This window comes from Halorubrum sp. SP3, from assembly GCF_005435195.1.
GTDB lineage: Archaea > Halobacteriota > Halobacteria > Halobacteriales > Haloferacaceae > Halorubrum > Halorubrum sodomense.
The window spans coordinates 24,371-38,130 of the sequence record NZ_SGTU01000016.1; the positions used below are offsets into that span (position 1 = coordinate 24,371).

At 71.7% G+C, this 13,760-nt stretch carries 17 protein-coding genes and 1 pseudogene; 5 read left to right on the forward strand and 13 right to left on the reverse strand.

The genetic code is table 11. The features are described from left to right. Positions 1–186 precede the first annotated feature (186 nt). The 4 genes from EXE42_RS12110 to EXE42_RS12125 form a co-directional block, all read right to left on the reverse strand. Positions 187–372, reverse strand: a complete 186-nt coding sequence (locus EXE42_RS12110; protein ID WP_092921014.1) for a hypothetical protein — start codon at positions 370–372, stop codon at positions 187–189. A 98-nt stretch (positions 373–470) separates the two neighbouring features. Further along, positions 471–1,289 (reverse strand): imidazole glycerol phosphate synthase subunit HisF, encoded by an 819-nt coding sequence (gene hisF / locus EXE42_RS12115; protein ID WP_092921015.1) that lies wholly within the window; start codon positions 1,287–1,289, stop codon positions 471–473. 46 nt (positions 1,290–1,335) lie between these two features. Beyond that, positions 1,336–2,385 carry a glycosyltransferase gene (locus EXE42_RS12120; RefSeq protein ID WP_137694531.1) on the reverse strand — a complete coding sequence of 350 codons (1,050 nt, stop codon included), beginning with the start codon at positions 2,383–2,385 and terminating at the stop codon, positions 1,336–1,338. A 100-nt stretch (positions 2,386–2,485) separates the two neighbouring features. Next, entirely contained in the window at positions 2,486–2,758 is a 273-nt protein-coding gene (locus tag EXE42_RS12125) for a helix-turn-helix domain-containing protein (RefSeq protein ID WP_092921017.1), read from the reverse strand. Positions 2,759–2,909: 151 nt separating this feature from the next. On the opposite strand from EXE42_RS12125, the gene EXE42_RS12130 reads away from it, so the two are divergent. Together EXE42_RS12130 and EXE42_RS12135 are read left to right on the forward strand one after the other, a co-directional pair. After that, on the forward strand, positions 2,910–3,302 hold the full coding sequence (locus EXE42_RS12130; protein ID WP_092921018.1) for a PPOX class F420-dependent oxidoreductase: 393 nt from the start codon (positions 2,910–2,912) through the stop codon (positions 3,300–3,302). A gap of 99 nt (positions 3,303–3,401) precedes the next feature. Further along, positions 3,402–4,121, forward strand: a complete 720-nt coding sequence (locus tag EXE42_RS12135) for a class I SAM-dependent methyltransferase (protein ID WP_092921019.1) — start codon at positions 3,402–3,404, stop codon at positions 4,119–4,121. A gap of 22 nt (positions 4,122–4,143) precedes the next feature. Here EXE42_RS12135 and EXE42_RS12140 read toward each other — a convergent pair whose 3' ends face one another. After that, positions 4,144–4,554 carry a TRAM domain-containing protein gene (locus EXE42_RS12140; protein WP_092921020.1) on the reverse strand — a complete coding sequence of 137 codons (411 nt, stop codon included), beginning with the start codon at positions 4,552–4,554 and terminating at the stop codon, positions 4,144–4,146. Between the two features lie 125 nt (positions 4,555–4,679). On the opposite strand from EXE42_RS12140, the gene EXE42_RS12145 reads away from it, so the two are divergent. Further along, complete coding sequence (locus EXE42_RS12145; protein ID WP_092921021.1) at positions 4,680–5,588, forward strand: dihydrodipicolinate synthase family protein; 909 nt, start codon at positions 4,680–4,682, stop codon at positions 5,586–5,588. Positions 5,589–5,614: 26 nt separating this feature from the next. Here EXE42_RS12145 and EXE42_RS12150 read toward each other — a convergent pair whose 3' ends face one another. Then, on the reverse strand, positions 5,615–6,406 hold the full coding sequence (locus EXE42_RS12150) for a YkgJ family cysteine cluster protein (protein ID WP_092921022.1): 792 nt from the start codon (positions 6,404–6,406) through the stop codon (positions 5,615–5,617). A gap of 116 nt (positions 6,407–6,522) precedes the next feature. Here EXE42_RS12150 and EXE42_RS12155 point away from each other — a divergent pair, with 116 nt between their 5' ends. Further along, the gene (locus EXE42_RS12155; protein WP_092921023.1) at positions 6,523–6,969 is read left to right on the forward strand and encodes a DUF5788 family protein; all 447 of its coding nucleotides are present in this window, start codon (positions 6,523–6,525) and stop codon (positions 6,967–6,969) included. A gap of 76 nt (positions 6,970–7,045) precedes the next feature. On the opposite strand, the gene EXE42_RS12160 is transcribed toward EXE42_RS12155, so the two are convergent. The 6 genes from EXE42_RS12160 to EXE42_RS12185 all read right to left on the reverse strand — a co-directional run bounded on the left by EXE42_RS12160 (position 7,046) and on the right by EXE42_RS12185 (position 12,211). Beyond that, on the reverse strand, positions 7,046–7,516 hold the full coding sequence (locus EXE42_RS12160) for a Rieske 2Fe-2S domain-containing protein (protein ID WP_092921024.1): 471 nt from the start codon (positions 7,514–7,516) through the stop codon (positions 7,046–7,048). A gap of 135 nt (positions 7,517–7,651) precedes the next feature. After that, a complete protein-coding gene (locus EXE42_RS12165; RefSeq protein WP_137694533.1) occupies positions 7,652–8,251 on the reverse strand; it encodes a hypothetical protein in 600 nt (199 codons plus the stop codon). Positions 8,252–8,328: 77 nt separating this feature from the next. Further along, entirely contained in the window at positions 8,329–9,267 is a 939-nt protein-coding gene (locus tag EXE42_RS12170; RefSeq protein ID WP_137706610.1) for an aminotransferase class IV, read from the reverse strand. Continuing rightward, the gene (locus EXE42_RS12175) at positions 9,260–9,901 is read right to left on the reverse strand and encodes an aminodeoxychorismate/anthranilate synthase component II (protein ID WP_137706611.1); all 642 of its coding nucleotides are present in this window, start codon (positions 9,899–9,901) and stop codon (positions 9,260–9,262) included. The genes EXE42_RS12170 and EXE42_RS12175 overlap by 8 nt, the downstream gene beginning before the upstream one ends. Further along, positions 9,898–11,589, reverse strand: coding sequence for an anthranilate synthase component I family protein (locus tag EXE42_RS12180; protein ID WP_137706612.1), 1,692 nt, complete (start codon positions 11,587–11,589; stop codon positions 9,898–9,900). The genes EXE42_RS12175 and EXE42_RS12180 overlap by 4 nt, the downstream gene beginning before the upstream one ends. Positions 11,590–11,647: 58 nt before the next feature. Then, positions 11,648–12,211: a helix-hairpin-helix domain-containing protein gene (locus EXE42_RS12185; protein ID WP_092921029.1), complete on the reverse strand. Its 564-nt coding sequence runs from the start codon at positions 12,209–12,211 to the stop codon at positions 11,648–11,650. 103 nt (positions 12,212–12,314) lie between these two features. On the opposite strand from EXE42_RS12185, the gene EXE42_RS12190 reads away from it, so the two are divergent. Next, positions 12,315–12,773 (forward strand): transporter, encoded by a 459-nt coding sequence (locus tag EXE42_RS12190; protein WP_092921030.1) that lies wholly within the window; start codon positions 12,315–12,317, stop codon positions 12,771–12,773. A 578-nt stretch (positions 12,774–13,351) separates the two neighbouring features. Here the strand turns inward: EXE42_RS12190 and EXE42_RS20225 are convergent. Further along, a pseudogene (locus tag EXE42_RS20225) lies at positions 13,352–13,760 on the reverse strand (shikimate dehydrogenase); the annotation flags it as partial.

Here is a 13,760-nt window from a genome sequence, read left to right on the forward strand (position 1 = left end):
AGCGGCTGGGGCTTTGGAGGTGTTCTCCGCGGCAGCAGCCACGTATCGCCGAGCGGCTGGGGCTTTGGAGGTGTTCTCCGCGGCAGCAGCCACGTATCGCCGAGCGACTGGGGCTTTGGAGATGTTCTCCGCCGCTCCGCTCACGACGATTTATAGACAACCAGCAAAACCACAGCGAACCCGATCTTATCGCCACTCGTCGCGGGGCACGCAGTCCTCCTCCCGGACCGTCACCCAGCGGGTGGTCCGCTCGTCCGGGTCGACGTCCCGCTCGAAGAACGTCACCTCACCGCCGCCGTCGCCGTCGGTCCGTTTACAGACGAGCTCGGGCGACCCGTCGCGAACACGCGCGGATGACGTGGACGTGGACATACGTCACGCTTCGCGCTCGGTCGGATAATAACTGTTGGTTTCGGTCGCGTAAAAATAAAAACTACACCGGTAGTTAACGCCGAACCGCCACCCCGCGCTCAGCGTCGCACCGGGACGCCGCGCTCGTCGAGGTACGCCTTCGTCTCCTCGATGGAGTAGTCGCCGAAGTGGAAGATGGAGGCCGCGAGCCCCGCGTCGGCGTTCGCCTCGGTGAACACCTCGTACATGTCCTCGGGGCCCCCGCAGCCGGAGGAGGCGATGAGAGGCGTCGAGACCGCCTCGCCCACCGCTTTCATCAGCGGGACGTCGTAGCCGTCCTTCGTCCCGTCCTTGTCGATGGAGTTGACGAACAGCTCGCCCGCGCCGCGCTCCTCGGCCTCCGTCGCCCACGAGACGGCGTCGATACCGGTGCCCTCGCGGCCGCCCTTCTTCGTACACTCGAACCACACCGTCTCGCCGTCGTCGTCCTCGTAGAAGTGGTCGCCCGCGTCGTCGTACCGGCGACGCGCGTCGATCGAGATGACGATGCACTGGCTGCCGAACGCGGCCGCGCCCTCGTCGATCAACTCCGGACGCTCCAGGGCGCCGGTCGTGATCGACACCTTGTCCGCGCCCGCTCGCAGCGTCTCCTTGATGTCGGCCTTGGTACGGATGCCGCCGCCGACCGTGAGCGGAATGAAACACTCGTCGGCGACCGCGTTGACCACGTCGAGCATCGTCTCGCGCCCGTCGGCGCTGGCGGTGATGTCGAGGAAGACGAACTCGTCGGCGCCCGCCGCGTTGTACTTCTTCGCCAACTCGACGGGGTCGCCGGTGTACTCCAGGTTCTCGAAGTTGACGCCGGTGTACACCGCGGCGTCGCCGTCGTCGTCGAGGTCGACGTCGATACAGGGGATGATGCGCTTCGTGAGTCCCATTCGTTGTCGGAGCGTTGGCCGCGCCCTCGGTTAAAAGGCGCGGGGCTCACTCGGCGTCGTCGGCCGCCCCGGCCTCCCCGTCGCGGTCCGCTCCGCTCCCCTCGTCGCGGTCCGCCGCTTCCCGTCGGTCGTACTTCGCGACGGCGCGGTCCGCGCGCGTCGAGATCCCGTTCGGGTTCCGCGCGGGGCTCCGGTCCCGCCGCCGCGCGACGAGCCCGTCGGAGGTCCCGCCGGTGAGCCCGAGCAGTACGTCGCGGCCCGTCGCGGCCCACCGCGTGGGCGTCGACTCGCCGCGGACCACGTCCCTCGCCGCGCCGAGCGCGTCTCCGACGGCGTGCGATCCCGTCCGGAGGAGGACGGTCGGCCGCACGCCGTAGTTCTTCAGCAGGCGGTAGGCGAGGCCGCGGTACTTCCAGCCCCACTCGTGGGCGCTGCGCCCGCCGTCCGCGGCGGTCGGGGTCGGGAGCTCCCTCCGTGCGGCCATCGCCGGCCGCCACGTCACCTCGCGGTCCACGCGCGCGAGCCGGTGGGCCGCGTCGCGCGCGCCGCCGACTCGGAGGTACTCGTCGAAGCCGTCGAGGTCCCGCAAGGCGTCCCGTCGGAAGGCGACGTTGCCGCCCTCGAAGTAGGTGACCGCTCGCCCGGCGATCCGCCTGCGTTCCGGCGTGTTCTGGCCGTCGACGGCCGCCTCGTCCGGGCGTTTCGAATCCGTGCCCTCCGCGGGATCGGCGTCGGCGGCGGTTTCGCTCCGCGGTATCGCCGTTACCGGTCCCGAGACCACGGGCGCCGCGTCGAGACCGGCGCTGACCGCGTCGCGCCACCCCGGCTCGACCCGGTTGTCGTAGTCCACCAGCGCGACCGCGTCGCCCGTCGCCACCTCGACGCCGGCGTTGCGGGCGACGTTCACCGTGCGGTCGGAGATCTCGACCAACACGTCGACGTCGTCGCGGCCGCGAACCATGCCGGTCGTGCCGTCGGCCGAGGGGCCGTTGACGACGATCACCTCGGCGTCGGGGGCGTTAGCCGCCAGCGCGTCGAGGCAGGCGGCCAACCGATCCCGACCGTTGAGCGTCGGGACGACGACCGAGAGCTCCATACGCTCCGCTATCGGGCCGAGAAGGTAAAAAGGACCGCGTGTGCGCCCGGCCGACTCACGTCCTCGCGGGCCGGGCGCGTTCGGACGGCGAGAGGACCGTTCAGACCGTCAGGTAGTACACCTGCTTGCGCGCGTCCTTGAAGCTGTACCGCGAGTCGACGAGGCCCTCCTCCTCGAGGCGGTTGAGCGCGTAGCGGACGGTGCGGTCGGGAAGCAGCGACTCCTCGGCGAGGCCGCCCTGCGAGAGGGGGGAGTCTCCCTCCAGTACCTTCGCAACGAGCTTGGCGCTCGGGGGTAGCTCGCGCAGGCGGTCGCGATACTCGGACTCCGACAGGCGGTCTTGGTCAGCGGTCTCCGCGGGACTGGTACTCATGTCTCACACGAATTCCGCGAGTAGTGGTAAAGGTTGGCTACATATAGGGGAATCTGCCTGTGATAATATAATGTGTTAATATTACTTTTCAGCCGACCGTTCCGAGTGATCCATCCGGCACGTTTTCCGCCGGGCGTCCGTACCCGCTCGCGTGATTCCCGAGTCTCACGTCGACATCCTCGAAGCCGAGTCGTACGCGCACTTCGCGACGGTCGGGCCGGACGGCCTCCCCCACGTCACGCCGGTGTGGGTCGACCACGAGGACCGCGAGTACGTCCTCGTCAACACCGCTCGCGGGCGACGGAAGGAGCGAAACGTCCGCGAGAACCCGAAGGTCGGCGTCAGCGTTCTCGACCCCGACGACCCGTATCGATACGTCTCTGTCCGCGGCGAGGCCGAACTGACCGAGGCGGGCGCCCGCGAGCACATCGACGAACTCGCCCGCCGGTACTTCGGCGTCGACGAGTACCCGCACCACGACGAGGAGGAGGGCGCTCGGGTGATCGTCAAGGTGCCGGCCGAGAACGTCGCCACCAGCGGGTGACCGAACTCGCCGCGGGAGCCTCCCGACCGCCCTAACCGAGGGCCGCCGCCGGGCCGCTTCCAGTACGGTTTTGTCGGTCCGGCGTTCATCACGGACAACGTGAAGGGACAGGACTGGTACCAAGCCGACGAGGTCGCCGAGGAGTACGACGACGTCCGGTTTTCCGGCGGCGGACAGCTCATCGATCGCCGGGAGAAGGAGGCCGTCCTCGCCGCGCTGGGCCCGATCGACCCGGGCCACCGCGTGCTCGAGGTCGCCTGCGGTACCGGCCGGTTCACGACGATGCTCGCCGACCGGGGCGCCGACATCGTCGCGCTCGACGTCTCCCGCGAGATGCTCGAACAGGCCCGCGCGAAGGTCACCGCCGCCGGTCACGCCGACGCCGTCGAGTTCCTCCGCGGCGACGCCTCGCGGCTCCCGTTCCCCGACGACCACTTCGACACGGTCGTCGCGATGCGCTTTTTCCACCTCATGGACGACCCGGTGCCGTTCGCGAAGGAGCTCCGCCGGGTCAGCCGCGGTCAGGTGTTCTTCGACACGTTCAACGGGCGCAGCCTGCGGACGCTGTACACCTGGCTCCTCCCGATGGGCTCGCGGCTCTACTCCGAGCGGGAGGTCGCGGCCATGCTCGGTGAGGCGGGGCTCACGCTCGCGAACGAGGAGCACGACTTCGTGTTACCGTACGGCTTCTACCGCGAGCTCCCGGGCCCCGTCGCGAAGCCGTTTCGGGCGCTCGACGAGCTCGCGGGCGATACGATCCCCGGCGACTACGTCGCCTCGGTGTCGTACTGGGACGCCCGAGTGCCGGACGAAGGGTGAGCGCGGGGCGAGTCCTCCGGCTTCAGCCGGCCTCTTCGACGACTTCCCCGACGGCGAAGTTGGACTTCACCTCGGTCACTTCGATCTTCACGCGTTCGCCCACCTCGGTGTCGGGGACGATGATCACGTAGCCGCGTTCGACGCGAGCGATCCCGTCGCCCTGCTTGCCGAGGTCTTCGATCTCGACGTATCGCATCTCGCCCGGTTCAACCGGGGGTTGCGGCCCGTCATCGCTCCGCGAGGCGGACGCGTCGGCGTCGGCCGTCGCCGCCGAAGAGCCGTCGCGGGCGACGAGCGCGACGCGGTACGTCTCGCCCGGCTCCAGCGATCCGGTGTCGATCTCTCGGCTGGGCACGTCGACGACGTACTCGCCGTCGGCGGTCTCGCGGACTTCCGCGCTGAACAGACAGAGGAGCTTCTCGGAGATTTCCATAGTAGACTCCATCGGACTCTCGTGACGGGTCTGTATAGTTGTACCGCCGACACAGTTAGGATTCGGTCGCCCGCGAGCGGTCAGCGGGGACCAACGCCTTTGTCGTCGCCGTCCGAAGGCCGACCGTGACACTCCTGGATCTCCCTCACACCGCCGTCTCGCCGCCGATCGTGACCCCGTTCGCCGCCGCCGACCGCGACGTCGACACCGCCGCCCTCGCGAGCCACGTCGACGCGCTCGTCGAGGCCGGGATCGACGGAGTCGTCCCCTGCGGGACGACCGGCGAGTTCGCCAGTCTCACCGACGACGAGCGCCGGACCGTGATCGAGACCGTCGTCGACGCGGCCGACGGGCGGGCGCCCGTGATCGCCGGCGCGGCCGACACCGCCGTCTCGCGGGTGCGCGAGCACCTGTCCGACGCCGCGGCGGCCGGGGCGGACGCCGGGCTCGTCACGCTCCCGTACTACCACGCGTCGACGGGGCCGGAGGGGCAGCGGGCGTTCCTCGAGGCCGTCGTCGACGACGCCCCGCTCCCGGTCCTCCTGTACGACATCCCGGCGACTGTCGGGGAGTCCATCGACGTCGACGTGCTCGCCGACCTGGCGACCCGCGAGTCGGTCGTCGGGGTGAAAGACACGACCGGCGACCTCACCGGTCTCGAGGCGAAGATCAGCGGGACGCCCGACTCGTTCGCCGTCTTCCAGGGCGTCGACGCACAGCTCTACCCGAGCGCGAGCCTCGGCGTCGACGGCGGGATCCACGCTCTCTCGCAGGCGGTCCCGGAGGTCTTCGTCGCGCTCACCGAGGCGATCCGCGACGGCGGCGACGACCGGGCGCTGTCGCTCCACCGCCGCGCGGTCGCGCCGCTGTTCGCTCGCTGTGCCGACCACGGCTTCGCGCCCGCGACGAAGGTCGCGGCCGCCCACCGCGGGTTCATCCCCGACCCGGCCGTGCGCCCGCCGCTCGCGCTCCCGGACGAGGCCGCGCGCGAGGAAATTCGCGCCGACGTGGACGCCGCGCTCGACGCCGTCTGACTCCCCCAAAAGCCCGGAAGCGACCGCTACCCTTCGCGGATAGGGGTCCCGTCGGCCCCCTTCGGCCCCTCGGAGTCGAAGACGACGACGTCGCCGTCGGCCCGCTCGCGCGCGTCGGGATCGTAGCCGTCTCGGACGCCGATCGCCTCCGCCAGTTCCCGCACCGCGCGCTCCTTCAGCGCGGCGGCCAGCTCCTCGGCGTCCTCGCGGGAGATGTCGCGGCCGAGCCCCTCGCACTCGTGGGCGCGGACGACGCCCGCCTCGTCGACCGCCTCGCCCATCGGCTGGCTCGTCCCCTCCAAGGCGACGCTGAACGGGTACGTCCGGCAGATGAGCGGGCGCGCGTCGTGGACGGTGCAGGCGCCCTCCCCGTCCGACTCCTCGTAGAAGGCGCAGTCGCCGCAGTCGTCGGTCGCGAGCGCCCACTCGAACGTCTCCCCCGTCGGCTCTCCGTCTCCGTCCGCGTCGAGGCCGAACGGCATCGGCCGGGCCACGTCGCGCCAGTCGTACGCCTCGTCGAACTCCGCCTCGGCGGCGTCGGCGACGCGCCGGACCTCGTCCGGAAAGACCGTCGCGGTGTGGGGTTCGCGGTCGGCGTCGCCGTCCGCGCCGCCGTGGCACTCCGCGTCGGTCCCGGCGCTCTCCTCCCCGTCGTCCGCTCCCGCTCCCGCCGGCGCCCCGCCCGGCTCGTCGGGGGCGTACCCGGTACAGCAGCCGCCGCAGCGCGTGCACTCGAAGCCGATGGACTCGATGGCGTCCGCGAGGTCCGCGACGTCGAGGTCGCGGGCGGCGTCGAGTTCGGCTTCGAGCGATTCCATGCGACCCGGTTGCGGCGCGACGCGGTTAACGTCGTCTCTTCGAGTGACGCCCGCTTCGTTCGGCTGGCGCCGCCCGGGCGAAGGAGCGAAGTGCGCCCGCCGCCTACCGACCCGGCGTGAAGGAGTACGAGCGGAAACAGCTCTTAGAGCGGGTCAACCGAGAGTCCTCGACGGTCGGCGTCGACATCCCGGAGTCGATCGAGATCCAGGGCGAGGAGATAGATCTCCGGTCGTTCGTCTTCGAGATCAAGCGGCGCGACTCGGTCCCGCCCGGCGAGCGCGACCGCGTCGAGCGCGCGAAGCGGAACCTCCGCCGCGAGCGGCTCGACCGGCTCGAACCCATCGAGGAGAACGAGGTGAGCCGCGAGGAGGGCGAGGAGCTGGCGTCGTCGATCATCGGCATCGACCGCGCGCTGGAGGCGCTGGAGGGGCTCGACGCGCCCGACCCGGAGACCGAGGCGAAGCGACAGGAGGCCGCCGACCGGAAACGCTGGATGAACTTCCTGAAGAAGGCGCTCGGCCGCGACGACGCGAGCGGCGGCGGCGGGCGGACGCGATTCTGACCGGTCGCGGTTCGGTCGCGGTCGCGGTTCGGTCGCGTTCGCGGCAGTCAGCCGCGTCCGGAGATGCCCGCGCGGCTCAGTTCCCGGTGAAGTCGATCCGCGAGCCGCCGCCGTCGTCCTTGTCGGCGGCGGGGCCGAGCCGGACGAACTCGTAGGCGTCGTCGTCGAGGTACACCGCGTCGCCCGTCACCGCGACGGCGACCGATTCGAGGACGGCGCCCTCACAGGGGCCGAAGTTGCAGTAGCCGCCGTCGGCCTCGAACGTCGCGCCGTGCTTCTGACAGAACACCTCCCCGTCGCGCACGAACGCGCCGTCGTCCTTGTCGAGGCGGATGTCCGTCCAGTGCTGACAGTAGTTGCGGAACGCGCGGACCTCGCCGGCGGCCCGCGTGAGTATCGCCTCGACCTCCGGGGCACCGTCCTCGCTCGCCCCGATGTCGCCCTCGCCCTCGTCGACCGCGTCGGGATCGACCGGGCGCAGCGTCGCGAGCAGCGTGCTCTCTTCCGGAACCTCCTCGACGCCGGCGATCCGGCGGTGCTCGTCCATGCCCGTCCGAGGCCGGCGACCGGCTTGAACGTTGTGCGTTCCGGGGTCGGGCGCCGTCCGTTCCGGGGTCGGGCGCCGTCTGTTCCGGAGTCGGGCCGTCTCCGCGTCGGCGCGACGCCGAGTCGGGCGCCCGGCTCAGGCCCCGAGCCACTCGTCGTCGCGGACCTCGTAGCCGTGCTCCCGACAGTGCTTCGCCGCCCGTCGGCGCACGTCCCGCGACCCGGGGACCGACTCCCCCTCCGCGATCCGGTCGACGACCCAGTCGGCGACCGCGCGGACGCCCTCCTCGTCGTCGAGTTCGTTGACGTCGCTCAGCGCTCTGAAGGTCCGTTCGAACGCCTCGTGTTGCGACCGACCGAAGTCGGCGTTCTCGAGCGCGGCCGCCGCCTCCACCACCCGCTTCATCGCGGCCGCGACCGCCGGTCGCCGCACCCGCTCGCGGACCGTGGCCGGCGTGTCGAACGCCTCCAGGTCCGCGTCGGGGACCAGGTCAGCGACGGTGTACACGCGGGAGTCCGTCTCGAGTTCCCGCTTCCCGACCGCGGCGACGATCTCGCGGCCCGTCGCCGGGAAAGTCAGCGGCTCGAGCGCCCCTTCGAGCGCCTCGGCCGCCGCGTCGTCGATCGGCGGCTCGGCCTCGTCGCCGCGTTCTAACTCGGCCTCGACGTCGCGCTCGCGCCGTCGTCGGTCGTCGTCCGCGGCCTGTCTCTCTCGTCCGTTCTCGTCGTCTGCCATCCGTCATCTACGGTCCCCGGCGGCATAACGGCGTGGTCGAAATGCGGCGCGGAACGCTTCTGCGGGCCGAAATTCGGTTACAGCCGCTCGCCGTCGTAGCCCGCCTCCTCGATCCGCCGGTCGAACAGCCGCGAGAGGAGGGTCGTGAGCGGCCCGGCGACTCCCTCGCCGTCGCCGTCGACCGCGATGCCGTCGACGGTCGCCACCGGTCGGACCTCCCACGTCGAGTTCGTGAGGAAGACCTCGTCGGCCTCGCGGACCGCGTCCGGCGCGTACGTCCCCTCCTCGACGGGGATCCCCTCCGACTCCGCGAGATCGATCACGGTCGCCCTGGTGACGCCGGGGAGGATCGGCCCGTCGAGCGAGGGGGTCTTGAGGGCGGTGCCGTCGACGAAGAAGAGGTTCGAGGTCGCCCCCTCGGCGACGTGGCCGTCCGGGTCGAGCAGCAGCGCCTCGTCGGCGCCGGTGACCCGGAGCTCGAGCCGGGCGAGGATTCCGTTGAGGTAGTTGTGGGTCTTCGCCGCGGCCGGTATCGCTCGGTCCGCGACCTTGCGCGTCTTCGTCGTCTGGAGCGCGGCCGGGCCATCGTGGACCGGGTCGCTCCCGACGCCGCCGCGCGCGAGCGGCTTCGCGATCACGACCACGGTCGGGTCGACCTCGGGGTTCGGGTCGAGCGTGCCGGGCTGGACCCCCCGCGAGATCGAGAGCTTGACGTACGCGTCCGCGAGGTCGTTCGCGGCCAGCGTCTCGTCGACACGCCGCTTCAGCTCCGCGTCGTCGATCCCGTGGTCGAGCGCGAGCGTCTCGCAGGTGTCCGCGAGCCGGTCGGCGTGCGCGTCCCACCGGAAGAGGTCCCTGCCGTACGCGCGCATCGTCTCGAAGGCGGCGTCGCCGTAGGCGAACCCGCGGTCCTCCACCGAGACGGTCGCCTCGGCGGCCGGGACGAGGTCGCCGTCGACGTGGTACAGGCGGTCCGCGTCGCCGCTCGCCTCGGACCGCTCGGTGGGATCACTCACGGTCCTCGCACGCCTCCACGAAGTTCCGCACCATGCGCTTCCCGCGCGGCGTGAGGATGCTCTCCGGGTGGAACTGGACGCCGACGTGCGGCTTCTCGCGATGGCGCACGCCCATCACGACCTCGCGCTCCTCGTCCGTGCGCGCGGTCTCGACCAGCTCGTCCGGGAGGTCCTCGCGCTCGACGCACAGCGAGTGGTAGCGCCCGACCCGGAGCCGGTCGGGGAGGCCGGCGAAGACGCCCTCGCCGTCGTGGGCGATCGTCGAGGGCTTCCCGTGGACGACCTCGGGCGCGTGGCCGACGCGGCTCCCGCGGCTCGCGCACAGCGCCTGGTGGCCGAGACAGACGCCGAACACGGGCCGATCGAGTTCGAAGACCGCGGTCGATATCCCGGCGTCGGCCGGGGTGCCCGGCCCGGGCGAGACGACGACGCCGTCCGGGTCGAGCGCGCGGATCCCCGCGAGGTCGACCGCGTCGTTCCGCCGGACCGTCACCGCGCCGGCGACCTCGCCGACGTACTGGACGAGGTTGTACGCGAACGAGTCGTAGTTGTCGACGACGAGGACCCGCGCGTCGGACTTGCCCGCGCCCGGGCGCCAGCCGCGTTTCGTCGTCTCGGCCCCCGACCCGGTCATCGCTCCACCGCCTCCTCAGCGGATTCGCCCTCGGCCTCGACCGCCATCCCGCCGGCGGCGAGCGCCTCGTCGACCGCGCTCACCAGGGCTCGCGCCTTCGCGAGCGTCTCCTCGTACTCGGCGTCCGGGTCGGAGTCGTGGACGATCCCGGCCCCGACCCGGAGGTGGTACTCGGCGGCGTGACGGACGAGCGTCCGGATGACGATGTTCAGCGTCGCGCGCCCGTCGAACCCGGTGGCGAACATCGACCCGGTGTACGGCCCGCGGCGCGTCGGCTCCAGCTCGTCGATTATCTCCATCGTCCGCGGCTTGGGCGCGCCCGTGACGGTCCCCCCGGGGAAGCAGGCCGCGACCGCGTCCGCGAACCCGACGTCGGGCCGCGCCTCGCCCTCGATCAGGCTCACGAGGTGCATCACCTCGCTGTAGCGGTCGACGCGGCGGTACTCGCTCACGTCGACGGTGCCGAACCGCGACACCTTCCCGAGGTCGTTGCGCTCTAAGTCGACTAACATCGCGTGTTCGGCGCGCTCCTTCTCGTCGCCGGTCAGTTCGGTCTCCAGCGCCGCGTCGTCCGCCGCGGAGGCGCCCCGCGGCCGCGTCCCCGCGATGGGCTCCGTCACGAGACGCGCGCCGCGCTCGGGGTCGTCGGTCGGCTCGCGTTCCAAGAGGAGCTCCGGGCTCGCGCTCACGAGGTCGACGCCGCTCGGACGGTCCCCACCGTTCCCCTCGGTCCCGCCGAACTCGATCAGCCCCGAGTACGGAGCGGGGTTCACCGCCCGGAGCGCGTCGTACGCCCCGACCGGGTGGACCGCGGCCGGCGCCGTCAGCCGTTGGGAGACGTTCGCCTGGAACGTGTCGCCCTCGCGAACGTGCCTTTTGACCCGCCGCACCGCGTCGGCGTACCCCCCTCGACCCACGTCGCTCTCGAAGGTCGCGCGCTCGGCGCCCGGGTCCGGCGCCGGCTCAGCGGCCGGATCGCCGGCCTCGATCCGGTCTATCAGCGCCCCCGCCCGATCCGTCCCCTCGTCGAACAGCGCGTCGAGCGCGTCGCGGTCGGCGTCCGGGTCGTCGAGCCCGCCCGGAACGCGGGGACAGGCGGTTACTCGAAGCGGAATCGTCCCACCGGCGCCGTCCGCGCGGACGGGGCATTCCCAGGCCGCGATCCGGTCGAACAGGGCGGCCTGAAGCCGCGGGAGTCCACGGTCGTCGGTCGCCCCGGAACCCTCGGGGGCCGCGGGCGGGAAGTCCTCCAGCTCGCGGGCGGCGTCGTAGGAGAGCCAGCCGAACGCGCCGCACGGGTACGGCACGTCGCAGTCGCCGCGCGCCAGCGTCTCGCCGTCGAGGACCCCCTCCAGCGCCGACAGCGAGGGCGACGGGCGCCGGTAGTCGCCCGTCGGCTCGCCCGCCTCGCCCCGCGCCGGCTCGCCCGTCTCGCCCCGCGCGCCGGCGACGACCGCCTCGCCGGAGACGGTCAGCCGCTCGACCGGGTCGACGCCGAAGTACCCCCACCCGGACTGGCCGCCGGTCGTTTCGTAGAAGACGCCGCCCGGGCCGTCCCGCGCCCGGCGGTAGGCCGCGAAAGGGTCTTCGACGGCGACCCGGAGTTCGACCGGGACCCGCGCGCCGTCCGGCGCCGCGGCGGCGACCGCGCGGAACCGGTCCCGATCGGTGTGTTCCGTTCGACTCATGGGACCCTGTTCGGCGGGGGCGGTGAAACAGTTGCGGTCGCCCGAACGCGGCCCGCCTTCAGAACTCGCTCGCGCGGTCGATCCACGTCGCGGCGCGCTTCTCGCCGACGCTCGTCCCCTCGGCGATCTCGCCGGCGTCCGCGCCGGCGAGCTCGTCTACCGTCTCGATCCCGATCGTCGCGAGCCGCTCCGCGTACGCCGGGCCGATGCCTTTGATCTCCGTGACGCTCGGGCCGCGGTCGTCGCCGTCGACCGCGACGTCGTCCTCCCGCCCGGCCGCGGCCTCCGCCGACTCGGCCGCCTCGTGGTCGTCGGTCGCGTCGGCCCCCTCGTCGACGAGCGACTCGGTCGAGGCGGCGGCCTCCGTCTCCGTGGCGACGGGCTCCTCGCTGGCTTCGGCGCCGCCGTCGGGTCCGTCGTCGTCGTCGATCTCGTCCTCGACCGATTCGTCCGCGACCGGCTCGCCGGTCCCGTCGTCGACGGGGCCGTCGTCGCTCTCCGCGGCCGCCTCGGCGGCGGGTTCCGACTCGCGCTCGACGGTCACTTCGGTCTCGCCGGACTCTCGCCCGCTCGAACCGCTCCCGAACCCGAGTTTCTCTTTGAGCTTCTGGAGTAGGGCCATCGCCGGCGGCTACACGTGCGAGATATTTAAAAACCCTCTCCGGCGCAACCGCTCGCCGCTCCGTCTCGCCTGTTTATAAGTGGGGCCGGGGCGTTCCGGTCGTATGAACGTCGTCAACCCGGTCATGTGGTCGGTCCACGTCGGCTTCGCCGTCCTCTGGGTCGGCAGCGTGCTGTTCGTCACCCTCGCGGTCCTCCCGCCCGCGCTCCGCGGCGATATCGGCGGCGACGCGCTGGGCTCGGTCGTCGGCCGCCTGCGCTGGATCACACGGATCAGCGCGGTCGCGTTCGTCCTCTCGGGCGGGCATATGGCCGGGACGCTGTACACGTTCGAGTCGCTGACGGGCACGCCCCGCGGTCACCTCGTGTTGACGATGCTGGGGCTGTGGTTCGTCGGCACCGGGCTCGTCGAGGTCGGGGGATCGAAGCTGGCCGACGGGCTCGACGTCGGGAAGCTCCGCGAGCCCGCCCGCGACGCCAAGCCGTTCCTCTACGGCGCGTCCGCCGTCTCCATCGGGCTCATCGTCACCGCGGGGCTGCTCGCGAGTCCGGGACTGGTTTAACAACGCTCGGCTCGGGTGATCGCTTTTTAAAACGCCGCTCATTTATAAACAGCTAACAGCAGATCGATGACGAACGGCTCCAAAGCCCCCGTCGCTCGCCTATGAATAACTGACTGAATATCGGCGGCAAACACCTCCAAAGCCCCAGCTGTGAGGCGGGCGCACGCTCGCTGTCGTTCGAGACGCCGAAGGCGTCTCGTGATGACGAGAGAGCTTCGCTCTCTCGAACCACGCTCCTCGGTCGCTCACTCCGTTCGCTCCCTGCGGTGCTTACGTCGTCATCGGAACGCGGAGCGTTCTGATTGGCTCACGAGAGCTCCGCTCTCGTGAACGCCTGCGCCCGCCTCACGGCAGCGTGGCGCGTAGCGCCACGGGCAACCGGCGGCGGAGCCGCCGGTGACTGCCCCTTTGCGTCCCGCCCCGCACAGCACCGCACCTCACGCCTCCCCAGCCTCGTCGGCCGGCCTCCGCGTTGCTCCGGCCGACCGACTCCCTCGCGGTCGGTTCGCGGCCGCCGGTGGCGGCCGCTCACCGGCGCGCCACCGCGTCGTCCATTTATAAACAGTCGCGCCGCCGACTCACTCCAACTCCGCCCGCAGCGCCGCGTTCATCGCCTCGACCGGCGCGTCCTCGCCGGTCCAGATCTCGAACGCCTCGACGCCCTGGAACAGCAGCATCCACGCGCCGTCGACCGTCGTCGCGCCCGCGGCGGCGGCCTCGCGCAGCAGCCGCGTCTCGATCGGCGCGTACACCGCGTCGAGGACCGCGAGGTCGCCGTGGAGGTGTTCGGCGGGGACGGGGGTCTCGTCGGGCGCCTCCATCCCCACGCTCGTCGCGTTGACGAGCAGGTCGGCGGCGGCGACGCGCTCGCCGAGGTCGTCGAGGCCGCCGCCGGTCGCGCCCGGCACCGCCTCGGCCAGCTCGACCGCGCGCTCCGCGGTTCGGTTCGCGACGCGGACCGCCGCGCCCGCGTCCGCCAGCGCGAAC